We start from the raw sequence: 22,421 nt of genomic DNA on the forward strand, positions 1-22,421 counted from the left end.
TCACTTCTCCTTATTTTTGTTATCTAAACACTCTTTACAATAACCATAAAATTTCACATTATGGTCTAGAATTTTAAATTTGTCATCTTTCTCGATTTTGTTCTCTAAACTTTCCAATAAATCTAATTTAACTTCAATTACTTTTCCACAATTTAAGCATATTAAATGATGATGCTGGTGATTTTCCTCTCCCAAATTCAATTCATAACGACTTACACCATCATCAAAGTTGATTTTATATACGATATTTAATTTTTCAAAGAGTTGTAAAGTCCTATACACCGTTGCAATCCCTATCTCAGGATTTTCTTTTGAGACAATATTAAAAACGTCTTCACAACTTAAATGTTCACTATTATTATTAAGTAATGTCTCTAAAATATCCTTTCTCTGATTAGTTAACTTATAGCCCTCTTTTTGTAAGGTCTCTTTATATCCATTAATATTCATTTTATCACCTATTCAAGGTTAATATTTATTGCAGATACTCTTTTATTAATTCCTCATAAGCCTCTTGCGCCTCTTCTAATTCATCGTCATCTATACCAACTAAAATTTCATCGCCCTCATCATCCATTTCCACCCTTAAAATATAGGTAGCCGATTCAATATCATCCGTAGGTAACATCGCTACATAATCCGTATCATCTAAGCTAAATTTAGCTTTTATGATAAATTCTATTCCATTTCCTAATTCATCATAAAACAAATGTCGCTCACCCATAAAACTAAACCTCCTTTTCCATATCTAAATAAGTTTGTAATATATATGTAGCGGCTATTTTATCTATTACCTTTTTCCTTTTTTCGCGTCTAACATCGCCTTCAATTAGGAGCCGTTCCGCAGCAACTGTAGTTAGCCTTTCATCTATATATATTATATCAACTTTAAATTTATTTTTAACCATATCTGCAAATTTAATTACTTTTTCTCCTTGCAGACCGATGGTGCCATTCATATTTTTAGGTAACCCTACGACTATTTTTTTTACTTGAAATTCATCTATATATGATTCAAGGACAGAAAAATCCTTTACCTTGCTTTCTCTTCTAATAGTAGTTAATCCTTGCGCTGTAAGCTGCAATGGATCACTAAGTGCAACTCCTATAGTTTTATCTCCCACATCTAATCCTAATATACGTTCCATTTCATTCCTCATTAAATTACTTTTATACAAAATTCAGGACATGTTGTTGCACAATATCCGCATAAAATACAATTCTCATTTGGCACAGCATGATTATCTATTAGTGTTATGCCATGCTGCTTACATCTTTTAACGCATTTTCCACACCCTATACAATAATCGGCAACTATTAACTTCCTGTTTTTATTCTTTAGCTTCATTTTTATATCATTTGGTATATACCCATTTTCAATCAAGCTAATATTTGCATCTATCTCATCTGTTGATTGTAATCCTACTGCAATAGAATGCAGATAGGGAATTTCTTTTACAAATTTGAAGGCTTCTTCAGCGTTTTTAATTAAATGACCTCCGCCCAAAGGTTTCATCCCATAGATGCCCTTTCCCAAGGCATTCAGTTCTTCTACATTTTTTAACATTTCATCTATAGTTCCATCCAGTATTCCAATACCGTATTTGTTTATTATCGGATGGACAATCTCAATTTCATCATACGCTTTTGCACCACGAACACCGGCAATCTTATGTGTAGATATACCGAAGCTTCTAATCTTACCTCTTTCTTTAGCCTTTAAAAAATATTCAATTGCTTCATAATGTCCCTTAATAGTATAAATGCTTTCCTGTTCATGTAGTAAAAATATATCTATATAATCCGTCCCTATCTCTTTTAGGGCTAGTTCCAGACTTTTCTCAGCCATTTCCTTGGTATATGCATATGTCTTTGTGGCTATTACATATTCTTCTCTATTTATGCCTTTTAAAGCCTCTCTTATATAATTGTAGTTTTCATATATTTCTGCAGTGTCCAAAAAATTTATACCTTTATCAAAGGCATAATCAATAAGATATGCTCCTTCTTTAACAGACAGATTTGCTTGAAATGGAGTCATTGTCAAAGAACCAAAGCATAATCTTGATACTTCAATTTGACTTTTCCCTAGTTTTACCTTTTCCAACATGACACTTCCTAAATTCCTTAAATTAAATAATAAGATGGATAGTATAAAGAAATACACCATCCATCCTAAGATTATTTTTCTTTACTTTCATTTAAATATGATCTTAATATATCTTCCAATAATTCATCTCGTTCTATCTTTCTTATTAAAGATCTCGCATTTTGATGACTGGTTATATATGTAGGATCTCCGGATAAAATATAACCGATTATTTGATCTATTGGGTTATATCCCTTTTCTTCCAACGCTTTATATACTGACATTAGGATCTCCCTTGGATCTGTTTGATTGTCTCTTGGTGGTTCAAACTTCATTGTTTCATCAAAATTATTGTTCATAAACAACACCCCTGTATCTATTATAACAAATCCGTTCATAATTCACAACTTAATTCAATTTCAGTTCACAATTCACAGTTCACAATTGAAAAGATAAGATTCTTCCGTCATTAATTTACCCTAAGAATAAATTTTGATTGAACTTTAATGCATGTTGATTGATTTTACTGCTATACCTTACCTCTTAATTATTCATTTGTTTTTCTATCAATCCTTCTACTATTAATAAAGACTCATCTACTTTGGATATATCCTTCCCTCCTGCTTGTGCCATATCCGCTCTCCCACCACCATTTCCACCGGATACTTTCGCTATTTCCTTAATGATATTACCCGCTAGGATACCTTTTTTATTGATATCCTTAGTAACCATCACAACATAAGATATTTTATCATTTAATACCGATGCTAAAACCACAACACCGGAACCTAACCTATTTCTAATTTCATCACCTAGGTTTCTCAAACTATTCATATCCATATCCTTTAGTTTATAAACAATATATTGTATATCCTTAACTTCCTTTTTACTATCAATGATTTCATCAGCTATATTGGATGATAATTTCCCTTTCAGCTTTTCAATCTCTTTATCCCTTTCCTTAATGTCTTCAACAATTTGTGTTGCCTTTTCAATTATATTGGTATTATTTGTTTTTAAAATATTGCTTAATTCATCTAATTCTCTTTCTATCGAATTTAGAAAATTTAAAACCGATAATCCTGTAATAGCTTCAATCCTTCTAAATCCAGAGGCTATACTGGTCTCTGAAATTATCTTAAACAATCCAATATTGGATGTATTCACAACATGAGTTCCTCCACATAGCTCTTGAGAGTAGTTCCCCATTTTTACTATTCTGACATCATTTTTATACTTTTCTTCAAATAAACCTATTGCGCCCAATTTATATGCTTCATCCAATGTCGTTTCAATTGTTTCCACATCAAGTCCTTTAAATATCATTTCATTTACTCTGTCTTCAACTTTTTTTAAATCATTTGGTGTAATGCTTTCAAAATGAGTAAAATCAAATCTCAATCTATCAGGTGTAACATAAGAGCCTGCTTGATTTACATGTTCTCCCAAAACTTCTTTCAACGCTTTATGAAGCAAATGAGTTGCAGAGTGATTTCTTCTAATTGCGTCACGTCGCAGAACATCAACGCTGGCGGTAACTTTATCTCCTAATTTAACCTCGCCTTCTACAACCTTTACATTATGGAGCCTTAAATCATCATATAACTTTGTATCCAATACTTCAAGAGTAAAGTTATCACCTGATATTTTACCTTTATCTCCTACTTGACCGCCTGATTCTCCATAGAATGGAGTTTCTTTTAAAATGACCACCCCTTCTTCAAACCTAGACAATTCATTTACCTTAGTATTATCTTTAATCAAAGAAATAATTTCAGTTTCTAATTTAACAGTTTCATATCCCTTAAATGTTGAATTAATATCTTTAAATAATTCCTTACTCTCTTTGCCTCCCCATCCGCTATCTCCGCTATCTCTGGAATTTCTAGCTCTTCTTCTTTGTCTTTCCATATTTAGTTTGAACTCTTCTTCATTTAAACTTAAATTCTTTTCCAACAATATTTCTTTAGTTAAATCCAATGGAAAACCATAGGTATCATATAACTTAAATGCCTTTTCACCGCTTAATACACTTTTCTTCTTTTTTCTCATCTCATTTATATAATCTTCTAATATTGATATACCTTGATCTATAGTCTCCTGGAATTTTGCTTCTTCAGCCTGGATAACCTTCTTTATTTCTTTATCTTTCTCTTTTAAATCCTTATATTCAATTTGCCATGAATTTATAACAACATCAACAACTTCCGATAAGAATCCACCGTTTATACCTAGTAGTTTTCCATGTCTTGAAGCTCTTCTAATCAATCTTCGAAGAACATATCCTCTTCCTTCATTGCTTGGCAATACTCCATCCGATACTAAAAATGTCATAGCTCTGGCATGATCAGTTATAACTCTAACCGATACGTCTTTTTCTTCATCGCTACCATAATTGTATTTGCTGATTTCTTCCACTTTTCTCAAAATGCTTCTAATAGCGCCTATTTCAAATATATTGTTAGTGCCTTCCATAACTGTTGCCATACGTTCCAATCCCATTCCGGTATCAATATTAGGATTTGGAAGCGGATGATATACACCATTCTCATCTTTGTCAAATTGAGTAAATACCAGATTCCAAATTTCAAGGAATCTATCACATTCACAACCCGGTTTGCAATTTTCATCGCCGCATCCATATTCTATACCTCTGTCAACATAAATCTCAGAACATGGTCCGGAAGGTCCAACCTCTAACTCCCAAAAATTATCGTCTTTTCCCAGACGTACTATTTTTTCTTCAGGTAAACCAATCATTTTATTCCATAATTCAAAAGCCTCATCATCATCTTTATATACAGTAACCCATAGATCTAGTGGATCTATTTCCATTCTCTCTGTCAAAAACTCCCACGCCCATGAAATGGCTTCTTTTTTGAAATAATCACCAAATGAAAAGTTTCCCAACATTTCAAAAAAAGTAGCATGTCTGGCAGTCTTTCCTACATTATCTATATCACCTGTACGTATGCATTTTTGACATGTAGCCATTCTATTTCTAGGCGGAATAGCTTCCCCTGTAAAATAGTGCTTTAGCGGTGCCATTCCCGCACCTATAAGTAAAAGTGATTTATCATTTTTGGGAACTAAGGAAAAGCTTGGGGCAACCAGATGCCCTTTTTCTTCAAAAAAATCTAAAAATTCTTTTCTAATTTCATGTAATCCGATTTTTTTCATAAAAACACCCCATCTATTAGTTAAAATCCTCCCTTATGAAGGGAGGTATCGTATTATACCTATAAGTATTTTAAGGTAACATGAATATTTTGTCAATTATCTTAAAATATACTATATAAATCCTTTTTTATTATCGTATTTTTCTTTGAAAAATGAAAATAAAATTTTGGATAAAGCTACAAGAGGCACTGATATTACCATACCCAAGACCCCAAATATTGCACCGCCTGCTATAATTGATATCAATATTGTCAAAGGGTGCATACCGGTAGTTTCTCCTAAAATCTTGGGAGCCAGTATATTATTCTCCACCCATTGGATTATAATAAAGAAAACTGTAAGCCATAGTGCCTTTATAGGACTTGTCATAATAGCTAAAAGAAATGCAGGAATAAATCCTAAAAATGGACCTATATAGGGAATAATATCCGCAATCATTGTAACAAATCCTATTACAACAGCAAAATCAATACCCAATATCATCAGTAACACAGTCGTAGCGACGCCTACGTAAATTGCCATTATAAGTCTTCCTCTTATAAATTGGGTTACAGAAACATTTACTTCCCTAGCTATCGTCAGGACATCTCTTTTATATTTTTTAGGTATTAACGATTTAATTTTTCTAATAAATTCATCTTTATCAATCAAGAAATAGAATGTTAATATAGGTGTTAGAACTATATTTATTATCTTTGAAAAAGAATTCACTATCCAGTCAAAGAACATATCCATTCCATTCATTACAACTTCTTGCAATTTTACTAAATTATCTTGAATTATTCCCTCAAAGCCTTGAAATATAGAAGGAAGCCCTCCGAATGTCGTTAAATATTTCGCATATAATGTATCTATATAATTTGTCAAATTTGTAATAACAGTGGGCAAATATGTCATAAGCCTTTTTATTTCTCTTCCAGACCTTGGAATTACTAAAAATGCTAATATGAATATAATTCCCAATATAATAAAATAGATTGCTATTACTGCAAATATACGTTTCATACCCTTTGATTCAAAATAGTTAACTATAGGGTCAAATATAAAAGCTAACATTATAGATATAATAATAGTAGTAACCGTATCAGACAATACTTGATATTTCTTAAATAATGCATATATAACATAAAGAATAAGTGCTACAAAAAATATTGGTAAAACCCTAGTATTGTTAAATTTTATTTTCTTTTTTTCAGGTACAAAATTGTTTCCTATATTTATCAAATAATAAATAACAAGCGATAATAATATAGTTGATAGTAACCATACAGCCTTAACAAATAAATCCGGCGGTGGGTTTATTGACATATTTAACACCCCTATTTAAATATCTTCATCATCTACATTTTCATGACCGTCTTCTTCAAAATCAAAATCCTCAAGACCATCAATATGGACATTATGTTTCTTTGAATAATCTAATAAAGCAGCTTTAATTGCTTGCTCTGCTAAAACCGAACAATGCATTTTTATTGGTGGCAAACCATCCAATGCTTCAGCTACCGCTTTGTTGGTAAGTCCCATAGCTTCTTCTATGCTTTTTCCCTTTATTAATTCTGTAGCCATGCTTGAAGATGCAATTGCCGATCCACATCCAAATGTTTTAAACTTTACATCCTCTATAATACCGTCGTTTACCTTCAAATACATTTTCATTATGTCTCCACATTTAGCATTGCCAACTTCACCAATTCCATCCGCATCCAATATTTCTCCAACATTTCTTGGATTTCTAAAATGTTCCATAACCTTTTCCGAATACATTATTTTGCCTCCTTGATTTTGTCATAAAGTGGTGACATATTCCTTAATCTATCTACAATTTTTACCAATTTTGCAATTACATAATCAACTTCTTCTTCGGTGTTAAAGTCACCTAAACTTAACCGTAAAGAACCGTGTGCAATTTCATGAGGCAGCCCTATTGCCAAAAGGACATGAGAAGGATCTAAACTTCCGGAAGTACAAGCCGAACCGCTTGACCCTGCAATTCCTTCAATATCAAGACTTAACAATAAAGATTCCCCTTCTATAAACTCGAAGCACACATTTACATTCCCCGGTAATCTCTTTGTTCTATGCCCATTGATCCTAGTATATTTTATGTTTTCTTGTATTCCATTTATTAATCTTTCTCTAAGTTTTATAAGCTTTTCATTATGTTCTTCTAAATTTTCATAAGCCAGTTCAATAGCTTTGCCCAATCCTACAATACCTGGGACATTTTCCGTACCCGCTCTTTTGTTTCTTTCCTGTCCGCCACCTGCTATTAGAGGATCTATTTGAAGTCCTTTTCTAATATACAGGGCACCCATTCCTTTAGGTCCGTAAAATTTATGAGCAGATAACGACAACAAATCAATATTTAGCTCTTTGACATCAATTCTTACATTTCCTATAGCTTGAACAGCATCTGTATGGAATATTATATTTTTGGATTTTGCAATTTCACCTATTTCTTTAATAGGTTGAATAGTTCCTATTTCGTTGTTTGCAAACATAATTGAAATCAATATAGTTTTATCGGTTATTGCACTTTCTAATTCCTTTAAATCAATCAAACCATCTTTATCCACATTTAAATATGTTATTTCAAATCCATTTTTATGCAAGTACTCACATGTATGTAATACAGCATGATGCTCTATTTTTGTGGTTATTATATGATTGCCCTTATTTTTATGTTTACTAGCTATTCCCTTTAGAGCCCAATTATCTGACTCGGAACCTCCTGCAGTAAAATATATTTCATTTTTATCAGCGCCTAAAGCCCTCGCTACCTGTTCCCTTGCTTTTTCTACAGCAACCTTTGAATTCGAGCCCAATGAATAGATGCTTGACGGATTGCCAAAATTTTCAGTGAAATAAGGAATCATTTCATCCAATACTTTTTTTTTGACAGGTGTAGTTGCTGAATTGTCCATATATATATATTTAGACATTTTTAATTCCTCCTTATTATTTTATTTAAGCATTGGCATTTATAGTATCATCTATCATATCTTCCAATGTTATTGAATCTACAACATCATCAATACTGTCTTTGATTTTCATTAAAACTTGTTTAGTAGCACAATTATCTACCTTTGTACATTCATTCAAATCCTCAATTATACAATCAGCAGGTGCTAGATTACCCTCTAGGGATCTTAAGATTTGACCAACAGTAATTTCACTAGGAGACCTCGACAACATATATCCTCCTTGTGCACCTCTCACACTGTTTATTAGCCCATCCTTTCTCAATGAAGAAAATAATTGTTCTAAATAGTTTTCTGATAGCTCTTGTTTCTCAGCAATATATTTTAAAGATATAGGTCCCTGTCCAAACTCCAAAGCCAATTGGTGCATAGCCATAAGCCCATATCTTCCTCTTGTAGATAAACGCATATTTTCACACCCCTTTGCAATCCCAACCCACTTGGTTGGATTTCTATCATAGTATATTATACCCAAGTTTTTTTGTCAACAATCTTAAATAAAAAGGAATAAAAAAAGGAACCAACCTCTAGGTTGACTCCTTCGTTAAATTAAGGTATACATTTTAATTGTGGAGGAAAGAATTCTGGAAAATCAGCAGTATCAAAAGCTTCACATATGTCCTCCGGGCTGAATTCATCACAGAAAGGTGGCTCTGGGCAATAACCGTAGGCTGGAATCAATAACTGCACAGTCCCTACAACCTTTGTAATTAGAAATACTCCTACTGTAAAGCTAATAGTTTTTCCTGTAACTACCGGCGGCGCTAATATTACCGATTGGGTTTCAATTACTATTCTGAATTCAAATTCATCCCTTGATTCAGGGATATAAAGTATTATATCCTTAAATATATCAGGTAAAAAGTCTTCTTTCAATTTATCACAATTCTCATCCAATATTTGATAGGGGATTCTGGATGTAAATCTTACTCTTCTAAAATTTGGCTGATTTGGAATATCAGTTACTTTTAACGTATTAGGAACTATGAATCCAGGTTTAAATCTAATCCTCCCAAAATTTTTTTCTTCTATATTCACTTCAATATTTGGAAAACATTCTCTTTGTTGGCAGCTAGCAAATACTTTGTCTACTATAATGCAATCTCGGTCCAGCATTTTTAAAACATCATCAAGTAATTTGTTATCGACGTCTAATCTATCAACCATATTTTTCACTCCTTAATTTTAATAATTTCCTGGCTAATATCATATTATGTAATGAAGAAATTAATGTGATAAAAATGGAGGGATTTAATGAAAAATTTAAAATATGAATTATCACCTTTAGATGATACATTGCGGGAAATCTTGGATAAAGAAGATGTGATTATATATGGATATGCTTTTGATGAAGAAGTAACCCATTTAATATATTTACTAAATGATGGGGATTTAATTTACAGTACATTTTCGAATGGAGATTTAAAAAAATCACAAATAGGTAAATTTGATACTAAATCAAATTATTATCATCAACTTGAAATCTTGTATATAAATGGTAAATTGAATATATTTTATGCATATTCAAATTTTATAAATTCCAATATTTTTACCTTACACCATATAATCTACAAAGATAATATAGAAAGCAGATTCACAATTATAAGATATATCTCTAAAAAAACTACAGCTTCCTTTTCAGTTGACTTTGACTCATATGGTAATATTCACCTTTTATATAATACTCTGGCAAATGATATTTCTTATATATTCTATACTTATTATAATTGTCATAAAAATAGCTGGTTAAGAGATCCAATTAAAATGTCTCAAAATGATAAATATAATGAAAATCCATTTATCTTCGTTGATTCTAAAGACAATATCCATGGCATTTGGTGGGAAGATATGTCAAATTTATATGTATTAAAATATTATAGAATGAGCTCGTCAGGTAATGAAAGATTCAAATGGTCTGAGGTTAGTTCACTAAAAGTCGAATCTTCTGTTCCCGATGAAATATTAAAAGAAAATGATAATATAATTAGTTTGATATATGGTGATGAAAGCAATTATTTCATCGCAAATAGCATTGACTATGGGCTGAGCTATAAACCCATAGGCAATTATAAAGTATCAGATATCAAAACCAAAGAAATACCGGATGAAAATAATACAGAAAAAACTCCGATAGTATCTAAGGATGATATGATTGCAGATATGTTAAATCAAATAACCATTAATCAAAAGAATTTAGAAATACAATTTAAAGATATTATTGAGGATTTAGCTGTTATTAAAGCTAAAATTGCAGAAATAGAAGAAAACAGCAATAAGAATTCCTTTTTTAAAAGATTATTTAGCTGAGCTGACTATGTCAATAACATCTATGTTTGAATTGTGAACTGTGCATTGAATTAGAATTCTATTTCCCTATATTTCAATTTATTATCTTTTTTTTCAGCCAAATACATCTTTGAATCGCCTAAATTTAATAATTGAATTTCATCTTTTAACATTTGAAAATAATTTCTATTAGGAATCTTTAATGCATAATTGCATCCATTCCCGGACTTGAATATAGGCGCGGAAACCAATTGAAAATAATTTTTTCCTTTACTTTCTAGGTTTGATTGCAAATATAAGATTTTATTTCTTGTTTCAAGTACCAATAGATAATAATCATTTATAGCCATAAAAAATCCCTCCAGTATAAGAATATTCTGAAGGGACTTTTTTGTTCCTAATTATTATAGGAATCAAGAAGCTTCTAATCCTATTTATTCAATTTAATTTTCAATTTCTCCAACATGTCCTTTGTCATAGAGTCCAAATCATATTTCGGATCCCAACCCCATTCCTCTCTGGCAGCCGAATCATCTAATGAATTTGGCCATGAATCAGCTATTTGTTGTCTTACAGGATCAACGTCATACATAAGCTCAAACTCAGGTATGAATTTTTTAATAGAGTCTTTTATCTCTTCGGGTTCAAAACTCATCGCTGTAATGTTGAAAGCGTTTCTATGAATTAATCTCTTTGGATTTGCTTCCATAAGGTTTATTATGGCATCAAGAGCATCAGGCATATACATCATGTCCATCTTTGTGCCTTTATCTATGAAACTTGTGTATCTTTTATGTTTTATTGCATCATAATAAATATGAACTGCATAATCCGTAGTTCCTCCACCCGGCAAAGTCTCATATGAAATTAGCCCCGGGAAGCGTACTCCTCTAGTATCTAAATTAAATCTTTTAAAATAATAATCACATAATAATTCACCTGCAACCTTTGTAACACCATACATTGTTGTCGGCCTTTGAATAGTATCCTGTGGTGTCTTATCAGGTGGCGTAGAAGGACCAAAAGCAGCTATAGAGCTGGGAGTAAATATAGACAAGTTTTCTTCCCTGCCTACTTCAAGTACATTATATAGTCCATTCATGTTAACATCCCAGCAAGCTTGTGGATTATTCTCTCCTACAGCGGAAAGTATAGCTGCTAAATGAATGATAGTATTTACGTTATGCTTTTTAGCAACATTGCTTAATTCTATAGGGTTGTTTACATTGACAATCTCAAAAGGACCACTTTCAATAAGTTCTTCATGCCCGGGCTTTTTCCTTCTTCCGCTTGCTATTATGTTGTTTGTGCCATATACTTCTCTCAGTCTTTGTATAAGTTCGGAGCCAATTTGACCTAATCCGCCAGTAACCAATATTTTCCTCATTGGAAACACCTCCATATTTATTAGCTTATAACAGCTATTTCTTTTATTATATCACAATCAATGATATAAATATCACAAAAATAGAAATTAATAAAAGCATATTCCCAAAGTTTTTGGTCCTAAATGTGCTCCAACTACAGGTCCTAATTCATCTACTGATATATCCGCATCAGGAAATTTTTTAATTAAAATGTCCTGAAGCTTTTTTGCTTCGCTCAAATTTAATATATGGCAAATAGAAATTTTTTGAACATTTTCAGGTATCTTTTCAATCAATCTGAGGATTGATTTATTTTTCCCTCTTATCTTCTCTAATAATTGTAATTCGCCGTCTCTTAATTCTATGATAGGTCTTACATTTAAAAAATTCCCTATTGCAGACTGAAAAGAACTTAATCTTCCCCCACGACTTAGATACTCTAATGTATCAGTAGTCAAATAGATGTTCATCTTAGTTTTTTTATCATTAATAAAATCTTCAATTTCCTTTGATGTCTTCCCTTCCTCTGACATTTGAAGTGCATCTTCAACTAAATACCTTAAATTTGATGCAGATGTTTCAGAATCAATGATAGTAATTTTTTTATCCTCTAACATATTTTTAGCTAGTATAGCACTATTGTAAGTCCCACTTAGTTTAGAAGATAAAACAATCGCTATTATCTCTTCATAATCCTCCAGTGCCTTTTTAAACACTTCATAAAAATCTCCTACTGCAGGCTGAGATGTTGTCGGAAACAATTTACTTCTCCCAAGCATTTTGAAAAACTCATCAAACTCTCCTTTAAATCCTTCCACATAGGACTTATCGTCAAAAACATAATTCAGTGGAACAATTGATAAATCCTTGTTTTTTAAAAATTCCTTTGAGAAATAACTGGTGCTGTCTGTAACAATTTTAATTCTTCTCATAATACACTCCCTTTCTAATATTAATATAGTTCTGTCACAGATATGACAGAACTATATTATTTCATATTTTTAATCACTTTACAACTATATTATAAATTTTGCCCGCTACAAATATCTCCTTTACGATTTCCTTTCCATCCATAAACTTTAATATATTTTCATCCTTTAATATCTTTTCCCTTATCATGTCTTGAGTATCATCTACACTTACTTCAATTTTGCCTCTAACCTTGCCATTGATTTGAATAGGCATTTCAATAATCTGGTCTTTCAACTTCTTCTCATCATATATTGGCCATGTAGTATCATGTAAAAATCCTCCTAAGTCTGTTATTTTCCACAGTTCTTCTGTTATATGCGGAGCAACAGGATTTAAAAGGGTAAGATAAGTTTTTAAGTCTTTCTTAGTTATACTGCCTACATCATTGAATTCATTTAACAAAGACATTAAAGCCGCAATACCGGTATTGAATTTCAAGGTTTCAAAATCCTCGGATACTTTTTTTATTGTTTTATGAATACTGCTCTCCAACTTATTGCTATATTCATCTCCATCTTTGACTATTTCTTGTAATCTCCAAACCCTTTCAAGAAACCTCCTGCAGCCTTTAACTCCATTTTCAGACCAAGGCACACTTTTTTCAAAATCACCTATAAACATTTCATAAGTTCTCAAGGTATCTGCTCCATAGTCCATTACTATATCATCAGGATTTACAACATTTCCTCTGGATTTAGACATCTTTTCATTATTGTCTCCTAATATCATTCCATGCGAAGTTCTCTTTGCATATGGTTCAGGACCCGGAACAACCCCTAAATCAAAAAGGAACTTGTGCCAAAATCTTGAATATAAAAGGTGAAGAGTTGTATGTTCCATTCCTCCATTGTACCAATCCACAGGCATCCAATAATCAAGAGCTTCTTTTGAAGCTAAATTTTTATCATTATCCGGATCTGTATATCTTAAGAAATACCATGACGATCCTGCCCATTGGGGCATAGTATCAGTCTCTCTTCGTGCATGGCCTCCGCATTTCGGACAAGTGGTATTTACCCAATCCGTAATATTTGCCAATGGTGATTCTCCAGTATCCGTTGGCTCATAATTTTCAACTTCCGGAAGCATAACAGGCAATTCACTTTCAGGAACCGGTACCCATCCGCACTTTTCACAATATACCAATGGTATAGGTTCCCCCCAGTATCTTTGTCTGGAAAATACCCAATCTCTAAGTTTATAGTTGATTTTTCTTGTCCCTAGATTTCTTTCTTCCAGCCAATCTGAAATAGTTTTTTTAGCCTTATCTACATCAAGGCCGTTTAGAAATTCAGAATTAACTAAAATACCCGTTTCAGTATCGGTATATGCACCTAATTTGATATTTCCTCCCTGTATGACTTCTACTATCGGCAGATTAAATTTGCTTGCAAATTCCCAGTCCCTTTCATCATGCCCCGGAACAGCCATGATTGCTCCTGTACCATAGGTAATCAAAACATAATCCGATATCCAAATAGGTATTTCGTTTCCAGTTGCAGGATTAACAGCTCTAAGCCCTTTCAATTCTACCCCTGTTTTTTCCTTCGACAACTCTGTTCTTTCAAAATCTGATTTTTTGCTCACTTCATTTCTGTATTTTAAGACCTCATCTAAATTCTCTATTCTATCTTTATATTTCTCTATCAACGAATGTTCTGCTGCGATGACCATATAAGTAGCTCCAAATATGGTGTCAGGTCTTGTGGTAAATACTCTAAGTTTATCTTCTACACCGGCAATGTTGAAGTCAATCTCCATTCCCTCGGATTTTCCAATCCAATTTCTTTGTTGAATTTTTACCCTGTCAATATAATCCACTAAATCTAAATCATTTAACAATCTCTCTGCGTAATCGGTGATCTTTAACATCCATTGATTTTTTACTTTTCTTATAACCTCTCCGCCGCATCTTTCGCATTTTCCTCCCACTACCTCTTCATTAGCTAGACCTATTTTACAGGAAGGACACCAGTTTATCGGCATTTCATGTTTATATGCCAGTCCATTTTCAAATAATTTTATAAAAATCCATTGAGTCCATTTATAATAATTAGGATCCGTTGTGTTTATCTCTCTTGACCAATCAAAAGAATAACCTATTGATTTAAGTTGGGATTTAAATCTTTTAACATTGTTCTCCGTTACTATCTTGGGATGTATTTTGTTTTTTATTGCAAAGTTTTCAGTCGGTAATCCAAAGGCATCCCAACCCATTGGAAACAATACATTGTACCCTTCAAATCTTCTCTTTCGAGATACGATATCCAAAGCTGTATAAGGTCTTGGATGTCCTACATGAAGACCATTTGCAGAAGGATAAGGAAACTCTACTAAAGCAAAGTACTTTGGTTTGTCGCTATTGTTTGACGCTTTATAGATTTCTTTTTCATCCCATATATCCTGCCACTTTTTTTCTATTAATCCATGTTCATACTCTCTCATAAAAAACCCTCCTAAAATAAAAATCCCTTCGTCCTAAAATAGAGACGAAGGGTTAATCCGCGGTACCACTCTGATTGATTTAAAATCCTCTTTGAGATAATTAACGGTATCGAACCGACTAAAATTTATAATTTTAGTAACTCCAAGACGAGTTCAGTCACAATCAATACTGTTTTCCACCATACAACAGCTCTCTTAAAATAATTGATAACCTACTGCTTCTCTTCCTAGTTTCTCAATTTGAGTTCAATTATAGCAAATCTATGCACTCAAATCAAGCATATTTTAGAATTCTGCCGATTTGACCGTTCTTGGAAATGGGATTACATCTCTTATATTGTTTATCCCTGTAATGTACATAACTGCTCTTTCAAAACCCAATCCGTATCCTGTATGTTTTGTACCACCATATTTTCTAAGCTCTAAATACCACCAATAATCCTCTAAATCCATCCCGTTTTCGATAATCCTTTGTTTAAGTAGATCCAGTCTCTCCTCCCTTTGGCTGCCACCTATTATTTCACCTACTCCGGGTACTAGAAGATCCATAGCTGCTACAGTCTTGTTGTCATCATTCAATCTCATATAAAAAGCTTTTATCTCTTTTGGATAGTTTATAACAAATACGGGTTTTTTAAACACCTTTTCAGAAATATATCTTTCATGTTCGGTTTGTAAATCCATACCCCACTCTGCCGGATACTGGAATATTTCTTTAGACTCTTTTAAGATGTCGATTGCTTCAGTATATGTCAATACTCCAAAATCTGACTTAATTACATTCTCCAATCTTTCCAACAATGTATTGTCAATAAACTTATCGAAAAATTCCATTTCCTCAGGTAATTCTTCCAAACAGTAGGATATAATATACTTCATCATATCTTCAGCCAACTTCATATTATCCTGTAAATCCGCAAAAGCAATCTCAGGCTCCACCATCCAAAATTCTGCAGCATGCCTGGCTGTATTTGAATTTTCAGCTCTAAAAGTTGGTCCGAAAGTATATACATTTTTATAGGCTAATGCATAAGCTTCAGCCTCCAATTGACCACTAACAGTCAAATTGGTTTCCTTCCCAAAAAAGTCTTTACTGAAATCGACTTTACCACCATCAGTTTTTGGAACATTGTCCAGATTAAGTGTCGTAAGCCTAAACATCTCCCCAGCACCTTCAGCATCGCTTGCTGTAATTATAGGAGTATGAACATATACAAATCCCCTCTCTTGGAAAAACTTATGAATTGCATAAGCTAATACAGATCTGGTCCTAAAAACAGCACTATAAGTATTTGTTCTTGGTCTCAAGTGTGCTATAGACCTTAGGTATTCCATTGTATGTCTTTTCTTTTGAATAGGGTAATCCTGTGCTGAATTCCCTTCTACTTCAATCTCAATTGCTTTAACTTCAAAAGGCTGCTTTGCTTCCGGTGTTGGTACCAATATACCTTTTACTTTTATTGAAGAACTTATTGATAATTTTTCTATCTCTTTAAAATTTATTAAATTATCGTCATAAACAATTTGAAGATTTTTAAAAAATGTCCCATCATTTAATTCTAAAAATCCAAATGTCTTAGATGATCTAGATGTTCTTATCCAACCTTCTATTATGACTTCTTGATTAAAAAATTTTTCACTTCCTCTATAAATTTGTTTAACATCCGTTTTCATAGCTTTCCCTCCATTTTTATATACTTAATGCAATAATTCACATTTCACAATCATAATACTTATGTCCCATAACTCTTAAATTAGTAGATTCTTCAAATCAGCGATTACACTTACTAAAAAACCTTCCATCCTCTAATGAATAAGGACGAAAGGTTAACTTCCGCGGTACCACCTAAATTGCTACAGCCACTTTAATCTACCTTTAACGTAAGTAACACGTCTAAGCCTACTGTCTTAATTAAGATTTCGGTTAGAAACTCAAGGATGTTCTTCGATATAAGATTCGTACCGATGTTCCACTTCTAACCGGCTCCCTTTAACGAATACTTTATATTTACTCTTCCTGTCCACGTTTATTTTTTAGCCAAATACTTTATACAAGGCTTTTTTATTGATTATTATAATGGTATTATGCTTAATTGTCAAACGATTTATTTTATCGATTTATTTTAATCTTTTTTTAATTTAGCCAATCTCTCTTTAATTCCCTGCTCAAAGCCGTTCTCGGATGGCTTATAATACTCCTTGTCTTTGAATCCCTCCGGCAAATAATCCTGTGGTATATAGTTAAAAGGATAATCGTGAGGATATTTATAGTCCTTTCCGTGACCTAGTTTCTCAGAACCTTTATAATGGGTATCTTTCAAATGCAAAGGCACTCTAGCGGTTTCAAGATTTTTAATGTCATCTAAAGCTCCGTCTATTGCAACAATAGAACTGTTACTCTTAGGAGCGGTAGCTACATACAAAGCTGCCTGTGCAAGAGGTATCCTTCCCTCAGGCATACCTATTATTGAAACTGCATTGAAGGCTGCAACAGCCACTTGAAGTGCCGTAGGGTCTGCATTCCCCACATCTTCAGATGCGCAAATGATTATTCTTCTGGCAATGAATTTTGGATCTTCACCTGCATTGATCATCTTACCAAGCCAATATATAGTTGCATTGGGATCTGTACCGCGCATGCTTTTAATAAAAGCCGATATTGTATCATAATGCTCGTCGCCATCTTTATCATATATTGCCTTTTTGACTTGGATACATTCCCTTATAGTGCCTAAATCTATTTTTATTAATCCCTTTTCATCTGAAGGAGTTGATAATACTCCTATTTCCAAAGAATTAAGCAGCACCCTTGCATCTCCGTCGGCTACGGTTATAAGGTAATCAATTGAATCTTGGTCAATATCTACATTATAATTTCCCAAACCTTTTTCTTTATCGGTTAATGCCCTTTTCAGCAAATTTAAGAGATCTTGCCTTTCCAGATGCTCTAGAGTTAAAACCATGCATCTTGATAACAAAGCTTTATTAACTTCAAAGTAGGGGTTTTCTGTAGTAGCACCAATTAGAATAATAATTCCCCTCTCAACAAAAGGCAAAAGTGCATCCTGTTGAGCTTTGTTAAATCTATGGATTTCATCAATAAACAATATTGTTCTTTTGTTGTAAAATTTTAAATCTTCCTCTGCTTTATTAATCACTTCTCTTATATCTTTAACACCGGATGTAACAGCAGATAATTTTTCGAATCTCATATTTGTGGAATTGGCAATTATCATCGCTAAAGTGGTTTTTCCGGTACCAGGCGGTCCAAATAAAATCATAGAAGTAATTCTATCTGCTTTTATAGCTCTATTTAAAAAATTGCCTTCGCCGATTAAATGCTGTTGCCCTACAAATTCATTTATTGTCTGTGGTCTCATTCTATCAGCTAAAGGAGCATTTCTTTTTAAACTGTCCTCCATTGCCATGGTAAACATATCCATTGCTATCACTCCTTCTGGGACAATATGTGTCCCTTCTCTTAAAACTCTTAAAACTATAAATACTGCTTGAACTTATTCTGAGGTTTCAGTGTTCTTGTTAACTATATTGAGATTAATCCTAAAATAACAGTATCCTTTAGATATAAATAAACGCAATAATAGATGTTTGAATTAGAAACAAATACTATTGCATATATCCTATTTTTATCATTATCATAATAAATTATTTTCCATTTTCATCTAAAATCTTTTTCAATTCCTCCATAAAAGAATTTACATCTTTAAACTGCCTATATACAGAAGCAAATCTAACATACGCTACTTCGTCAATGCTTTTTAACTTGTTCATAACCATTTCACCGATTTCCGCTGAAGTTATTTCCTTTTCAAGAGTATTGGACATACTTCTTTCTATATCATCTACAATTTTTTCTATAGTTGATATGGATACCGGTCTTTTTTCACAAGCTTTCAAAATGCCATTTAAAAGCTTATTTCTATCATAAGTTTGCCTGTTCCCGTCTTTCTTTACAATGACAATTGGTACTTCTTCGATTTTTTCATAAGTTGTAAATCTTTTGCCACAGTTCATACACTCTCTACGCCTTCTAATAGCCTGTCCTTCATCTGTAGGTCGAGAATCTATTACTTTAGACTCCAAGTATTCACAATAAGGGCATTTCATAATTTTACCTCCAATTCCAGATAGTTTAATTATAATATAATTAGGAATTTTTGTCTAATCTTTTAGTCATCTTTAATATCAACTAAAATAGTATCCACCCCGATTTTTATAATCTGGTTCCATTCAATTAATATATCATTAGTCTTAGAGAAAAAACTTATTTTCCCTCCACTGGGGAGTATAATTCCGGATAGACATCCTTTCTCTAAATCTACTTCAAAATCATAAACATAGCCTAACCTTTGTCCATTGTGTAAATTTATTACTTCTTTTTCTTTTATTTCTGTTAGTTTAATCATAGCTCCACCTCTTTAACCTTTTATTATAGTTATATAACACAAGCTATAAAAATATTACATTAATTTGGAGGAGCTAGCTAAAAAATAAACCGTTCAAATATGCTTTCTCATCTGTCTAAGGGCATTTTTTTCTAATCTTGAGACCTGTGCCTGTGATATTCCTATTTCCTCAGCCACTTCCATTTGAGTTTTCCCCTCATAGAATCTTAAATTCAAGATTTCCCTTTCCCGATTGTTTAACTTATCCAATGCTTCTTTTAAAGTTATATCCCGTAACCATAATTCATCTTCTTCTTTGTCATCTTTTACCTGATCAACGACAAATATTGCATCTCCGCTGTCATGATATATAGGCTCAAATAAGGATATTGGCTCTTGTATAGCCTCTAATGCAAAAACAACTTCTTCCTTAGATATATTCAAAACTTGTGATATTTCACTTATAGTTGGCTCTTTTGAATTTGCATGGACTAATTGATCTCTGGCTTGAAGCGCTTTATATGCTATATCTCTAAGAGATCTACTTACTCGTATTGAATTGTTGTCTCTTAAATACCTTCTAATCTCTCCAATTATCATAGGTACTGCATATGTGGAAAATCGAACGTTCTGACTCAAATCGAAATTATCTATAGCTTTTATTAGGCCGATGCAACCTACTTGGAATAAATCATCTACAGGTTCTCCTCTTCTATTAAATCTTTGAATTATGCTTAGGACTAATCTTAGATTTCCATTTATAAATTTTTCTCGTGCCTCCATATCACCAGCCTTAATTTTAACAAATAATTCCTGCATCTCATCGTTTGTTAATACCGGCAACTTAGCAGTATTTACTCCGCAAATTTCAACCTTAGATATATGCATTTAGTTCATCCTTTCTTGATGATTTGCCCCTTTCTGTTTTAAAATTATATCCTATATAAAGTTTTTTATACTCTGATAAATTTGTCCATATTTGTTAATTTTTAATTTAAAAAGATACTATTGGTAATTCAATAGTATCCTACATAAGTTTACCTATTTCTTTTCTCAATCGCTTTATAATTCTCTTTTCAAGTCTGGATATGTATGATTGAGAAATCCCCAGTAAATCAGCTACCTCTTTCTGTGTCCGTTCTAATCCGCTGCTTAATCCAAATCTTAATTCAACTATAGTTTTTTCTCTGTTTGATAATTTATCTATTGCTTGGCTTAGCAATTTTTTATCCACTTCATCTTCTAAATATTTAAATATAACATCTCCATCTGTACCGAGTATATCTGACAATAACAGTTCATTGCCATCCCAATCCGTATTTAGAGGTTCATCAAATGAAATCTCATTTTTTATTTTACTTGTCTTTCTCAAATACATTAAAATTTCATTTTCAATACACTTTGAAGCATATGTGGCTAATTTTATTTTTTTATCAGGATCAAATGTATTGACAGCTTTTATAAGACCTATGGTTCCAATGGAGATTAAATCTTCAATAGAAACTTTAGTATTTTCAAATTTTCTGGCTATATATACAACTAACCTTAAATTTCTCTCGATAAGGATACTTTTAATAGAATCATCTTTCTTCAGGTTCTCTAAATAAAATAACTCTTCTTCAGCGCTCAATGGCGGCGGCAGCGATTCTCCAGTCCCTATATAATCTATTCTTTCTATTAGATTTAATTTGTTTAAAATTTTATACACAAAAAATTTAAGCCTGTATTTTACAAATCTCATTTTCTACTCCCCCATCTATTATTTCATAGTGCAACAATCCATTGTATCCCAAATCCTTTGGAAATGTATTATTATAAATTCCTATTATTATATCTTGTCTTATCAGTACTTTATTCATATATTTAATAATTATGCTATCGGGTTTAAATCCAAACATTATTCCTGATTTACCCACCGATTTAAATGGTATAGGAATCAATTTTATATAATCCTTTAGCCCATCTAATATCTGTTCTATTTCCAAATAATCGTTATGATCTGCAGCAAGAATTAAATCTTTAGTTTCTGCCGGCAATATTTCACTCAATTTTTCATATTCAACTATCATAACCTTTTTTTTTGATATTGGATCTATTAGAGAATTTCCTGTATCCATGAGCGCTTTAAAATCCAGTCTTTTATTCTCATAAAAAAGTTCTACTTCTGCAATAAAGGAATTTTTCATCTTATGTATATTAAAATATTTAAAAACTAAAATTGCTATTAATGAACTAAATCCAACCCCTATTACAAGATATTTAACCGGAAAGTTGTTAATAGATTTTAAAGCCTTATCCAATATCTTAAAACCATTGTTCTTAAAAAAGAAAACACCCATTGTTGCCCCGGCAAATATAAAGGAACCGATATAAAAACTCATCAATAACCTTAAAAAAGACCTTATATTTAAATATTTAAATGACAATCGAACGATTAATATCGAAAATAGTATTTTGAAAGGAATCTTGGTTAAAATAGTAAGCTTGGGATAAAAAAAAACTAACGAATAAAATGATGATACAAAAGCGGCCAGCAATATTCTTAAATTACTTCCATCTATTTGATTCAATATTTTAGTTAACTTAAGTATCAAATAATTAATTATGAAATTTTCTAATAAAAGATATTCTAGAATTATATACATAATATAACCTCATTTCAGAACTCCAATATATTTATTATAAAGTATTCAAA

At 32.2% G+C, this 22,421-nt stretch carries 23 protein-coding genes and 2 other annotated features; of the genes, 1 reads left to right on the forward strand and 22 read right to left on the reverse strand.

The genetic code is table 11. The features are described from left to right. The 11 genes from H8707_RS09545 to H8707_RS09595 form a co-directional block, all read right to left on the reverse strand. Entirely contained in the window at positions 1-450 is a 450-nt protein-coding gene (locus tag H8707_RS09545) for a Fur family transcriptional regulator (RefSeq protein WP_262429924.1), read from the reverse strand. Between the two features lie 25 nt (positions 451-475). Next, entirely contained in the window at positions 476-724 is a 249-nt protein-coding gene (locus H8707_RS09550; RefSeq protein WP_262429925.1) for a DUF1292 domain-containing protein, read from the reverse strand. Between the two features lie 4 nt (positions 725-728). Continuing rightward, complete coding sequence (gene ruvX / locus H8707_RS09555) at positions 729-1,148, reverse strand: Holliday junction resolvase RuvX (RefSeq protein ID WP_262429926.1); 420 nt, start codon at positions 1,146-1,148, stop codon at positions 729-731. Positions 1,149-1,159: 11 nt separating this feature from the next. Next, entirely contained in the window at positions 1,160-2,107 is a 948-nt protein-coding gene (locus tag H8707_RS09560; protein WP_262429927.1) for an aldo/keto reductase, read from the reverse strand. A gap of 74 nt (positions 2,108-2,181) precedes the next feature. Beyond that, positions 2,182-2,448: an IreB family regulatory phosphoprotein gene (locus H8707_RS09565; RefSeq protein ID WP_262429928.1), complete on the reverse strand. Its 267-nt coding sequence runs from the start codon at positions 2,446-2,448 to the stop codon at positions 2,182-2,184. Positions 2,449-2,632: 184 nt separating this feature from the next. Further along, positions 2,633-5,269 (reverse strand): alanine--tRNA ligase, encoded by a 2,637-nt coding sequence (gene alaS, locus H8707_RS09570; protein WP_262429929.1) that lies wholly within the window; start codon positions 5,267-5,269, stop codon positions 2,633-2,635. A gap of 111 nt (positions 5,270-5,380) precedes the next feature. Continuing rightward, positions 5,381-6,577: an AI-2E family transporter gene (locus H8707_RS09575; protein ID WP_262429930.1), complete on the reverse strand. Its 1,197-nt coding sequence runs from the start codon at positions 6,575-6,577 to the stop codon at positions 5,381-5,383. Between the two features lie 15 nt (positions 6,578-6,592). Further along, positions 6,593-7,033, reverse strand: a complete 441-nt coding sequence (gene nifU / locus H8707_RS09580) for a Fe-S cluster assembly scaffold protein NifU (RefSeq protein WP_394354657.1) — start codon at positions 7,031-7,033, stop codon at positions 6,593-6,595. Further along, positions 7,033-8,211 (reverse strand): cysteine desulfurase NifS, encoded by a 1,179-nt coding sequence (nifS, locus tag H8707_RS09585; RefSeq protein ID WP_262429931.1) that lies wholly within the window; start codon positions 8,209-8,211, stop codon positions 7,033-7,035. Before nifS ends, nifU begins: the two co-directional genes overlap by 1 nt. Positions 8,212-8,236: 25 nt before the next feature. Beyond that, positions 8,237-8,659, reverse strand: a complete 423-nt coding sequence (locus H8707_RS09590; RefSeq protein WP_262429932.1) for an RrF2 family transcriptional regulator — start codon at positions 8,657-8,659, stop codon at positions 8,237-8,239. Between the two features lie 140 nt (positions 8,660-8,799). Next, positions 8,800-9,417, reverse strand: coding sequence for a hypothetical protein (locus H8707_RS09595; RefSeq protein WP_262429933.1), 618 nt, complete (start codon positions 9,415-9,417; stop codon positions 8,800-8,802). 87 nt (positions 9,418-9,504) lie between these two features. Between H8707_RS09595 and H8707_RS09600 the strand changes: the two genes are divergently transcribed. After that, complete coding sequence (locus tag H8707_RS09600) at positions 9,505-10,557, forward strand: hypothetical protein (RefSeq protein ID WP_262429934.1); 1,053 nt, start codon at positions 9,505-9,507, stop codon at positions 10,555-10,557. A gap of 50 nt (positions 10,558-10,607) precedes the next feature. Here H8707_RS09600 and H8707_RS09605 read toward each other — a convergent pair whose 3' ends face one another. The 11 genes from H8707_RS09605 to H8707_RS09655 all read right to left on the reverse strand — a co-directional run bounded on the left by H8707_RS09605 (position 10,608) and on the right by H8707_RS09655 (position 22,371). Next, positions 10,608-10,886: a hypothetical protein gene (locus tag H8707_RS09605; RefSeq protein ID WP_262429935.1), complete on the reverse strand. Its 279-nt coding sequence runs from the start codon at positions 10,884-10,886 to the stop codon at positions 10,608-10,610. A gap of 80 nt (positions 10,887-10,966) precedes the next feature. Continuing rightward, positions 10,967-11,923, reverse strand: coding sequence for an L-threonine 3-dehydrogenase (locus H8707_RS09610; protein ID WP_262429936.1), 957 nt, complete (start codon positions 11,921-11,923; stop codon positions 10,967-10,969). Positions 11,924-12,010: 87 nt separating this feature from the next. Continuing rightward, the gene (locus tag H8707_RS09615) at positions 12,011-12,835 is read right to left on the reverse strand and encodes a DegV family protein (protein ID WP_262429937.1); all 825 of its coding nucleotides are present in this window, start codon (positions 12,833-12,835) and stop codon (positions 12,011-12,013) included. Positions 12,836-12,908: 73 nt separating this feature from the next. After that, a complete protein-coding gene (leuS, locus tag H8707_RS09620) occupies positions 12,909-15,320 on the reverse strand; it encodes a leucine--tRNA ligase (RefSeq protein WP_262429938.1) in 2,412 nt (803 codons plus the stop codon). Positions 15,321-15,357: 37 nt separating this feature from the next. Beyond that, positions 15,358-15,558, reverse strand: a binding site (T-box leader). A 47-nt stretch (positions 15,559-15,605) separates the two neighbouring features. After that, positions 15,606-16,994, reverse strand: a complete 1,389-nt coding sequence (gene asnS, locus H8707_RS09625) for an asparagine--tRNA ligase (RefSeq protein WP_262429939.1) — start codon at positions 16,992-16,994, stop codon at positions 15,606-15,608. 138 nt (positions 16,995-17,132) lie between these two features. Next, positions 17,133-17,353, reverse strand: a binding site (T-box leader). A gap of 90 nt (positions 17,354-17,443) precedes the next feature. Continuing rightward, the gene (locus H8707_RS09630) at positions 17,444-18,763 is read right to left on the reverse strand and encodes a replication-associated recombination protein A (protein ID WP_262429940.1); all 1,320 of its coding nucleotides are present in this window, start codon (positions 18,761-18,763) and stop codon (positions 17,444-17,446) included. Positions 18,764-18,986: 223 nt separating this feature from the next. Further along, positions 18,987-19,448: a transcriptional regulator NrdR gene (nrdR, locus tag H8707_RS09635; protein WP_262429941.1), complete on the reverse strand. Its 462-nt coding sequence runs from the start codon at positions 19,446-19,448 to the stop codon at positions 18,987-18,989. 62 nt (positions 19,449-19,510) lie between these two features. Further along, positions 19,511-19,747, reverse strand: coding sequence for a YlmC/YmxH family sporulation protein (locus H8707_RS09640; protein ID WP_262429942.1), 237 nt, complete (start codon positions 19,745-19,747; stop codon positions 19,511-19,513). A gap of 93 nt (positions 19,748-19,840) precedes the next feature. After that, positions 19,841-20,614: an RNA polymerase sporulation sigma factor SigG gene (gene sigG / locus H8707_RS09645; protein WP_262429943.1), complete on the reverse strand. Its 774-nt coding sequence runs from the start codon at positions 20,612-20,614 to the stop codon at positions 19,841-19,843. A gap of 139 nt (positions 20,615-20,753) precedes the next feature. Next, a complete protein-coding gene (gene sigE, locus H8707_RS09650; RefSeq protein WP_262429944.1) occupies positions 20,754-21,467 on the reverse strand; it encodes an RNA polymerase sporulation sigma factor SigE in 714 nt (237 codons plus the stop codon). Continuing rightward, positions 21,442-22,371: a sigma-E processing peptidase SpoIIGA gene (locus tag H8707_RS09655; protein ID WP_262429945.1), complete on the reverse strand. Its 930-nt coding sequence runs from the start codon at positions 22,369-22,371 to the stop codon at positions 21,442-21,444. The genes sigE and H8707_RS09655 overlap by 26 nt, the downstream gene beginning before the upstream one ends. Between the last annotated feature and the right edge of the window lie 50 nt (positions 22,372-22,421).

Origin of the sequence: Paratissierella segnis (assembly GCF_014385195.1) — a bacterium.
Lineage (GTDB): Bacteria > Bacillota > Clostridia > Tissierellales > Tissierellaceae > Paratissierella > Paratissierella segnis.

Coding starts and splice junctions, on each gene's coding strand:
- H8707_RS09545 (WP_262429924.1), bottom strand. CDS start 450: ATGAATATTAATGGATATAAAGAGACCTTACAAAAAGAGGGCTATAAG.
- H8707_RS09550 (WP_262429925.1), bottom strand. CDS start 724: ATGGGTGAGCGACATTTGTTTTATGATGAATTAGGAAATGGAATAGAA.
- ruvX (WP_262429926.1), bottom strand. CDS start 1,148: ATGGAACGTATATTAGGATTAGATGTGGGAGATAAAACTATAGGAGTT.
- H8707_RS09565 (WP_262429928.1), bottom strand. CDS start 2,448: ATGAACAATAATTTTGATGAAACAATGAAGTTTGAACCACCAAGAGAC.
- alaS (WP_262429929.1), bottom strand. CDS start 5,269: ATGAAAAAAATCGGATTACATGAAATTAGAAAAGAATTTTTAGATTTT.
- H8707_RS09575 (WP_262429930.1), bottom strand. CDS start 6,577: ATGTCAATAAACCCACCGCCGGATTTATTTGTTAAGGCTGTATGGTTA.
- nifU (WP_394354657.1), bottom strand. CDS start 7,033: ATGTATTCGGAAAAGGTTATGGAACATTTTAGAAATCCAAGAAATGTT.
- nifS (WP_262429931.1), bottom strand. CDS start 8,211: ATGTCTAAATATATATATATGGACAATTCAGCAACTACACCTGTCAAA.
- H8707_RS09590 (WP_262429932.1), bottom strand. CDS start 8,659: ATGCGTTTATCTACAAGAGGAAGATATGGGCTTATGGCTATGCACCAA.
- H8707_RS09595 (WP_262429933.1), bottom strand. CDS start 9,417: ATGGTTGATAGATTAGACGTCGATAACAAATTACTTGATGATGTTTTA.
- H8707_RS09600 (WP_262429934.1), top strand. CDS start 9,505: ATGAAAAATTTAAAATATGAATTATCACCTTTAGATGATACATTGCGG.
- H8707_RS09605 (WP_262429935.1), bottom strand. CDS start 10,886: ATGGCTATAAATGATTATTATCTATTGGTACTTGAAACAAGAAATAAA.
- H8707_RS09610 (WP_262429936.1), bottom strand. CDS start 11,923: ATGAGGAAAATATTGGTTACTGGCGGATTAGGTCAAATTGGCTCCGAA.
- H8707_RS09615 (WP_262429937.1), bottom strand. CDS start 12,835: ATGAGAAGAATTAAAATTGTTACAGACAGCACCAGTTATTTCTCAAAG.
- leuS (WP_262429938.1), bottom strand. CDS start 15,320: ATGAGAGAGTATGAACATGGATTAATAGAAAAAAAGTGGCAGGATATA.
- asnS (WP_262429939.1), bottom strand. CDS start 16,994: ATGAAAACGGATGTTAAACAAATTTATAGAGGAAGTGAAAAATTTTTT.
- H8707_RS09630 (WP_262429940.1), bottom strand. CDS start 18,763: ATGGATATGTTTACCATGGCAATGGAGGACAGTTTAAAAAGAAATGCT.
- nrdR (WP_262429941.1), bottom strand. CDS start 19,448: ATGAAATGCCCTTATTGTGAATACTTGGAGTCTAAAGTAATAGATTCT.
- H8707_RS09640 (WP_262429942.1), bottom strand. CDS start 19,747: ATGATTAAACTAACAGAAATAAAAGAAAAAGAAGTAATAAATTTACAC.
- sigG (WP_262429943.1), bottom strand. CDS start 20,614: ATGCATATATCTAAGGTTGAAATTTGCGGAGTAAATACTGCTAAGTTG.
- sigE (WP_262429944.1), bottom strand. CDS start 21,467: ATGAGATTTGTAAAATACAGGCTTAAATTTTTTGTGTATAAAATTTTA.
- H8707_RS09655 (WP_262429945.1), bottom strand. CDS start 22,371: ATGTATATAATTCTAGAATATCTTTTATTAGAAAATTTCATAATTAAT.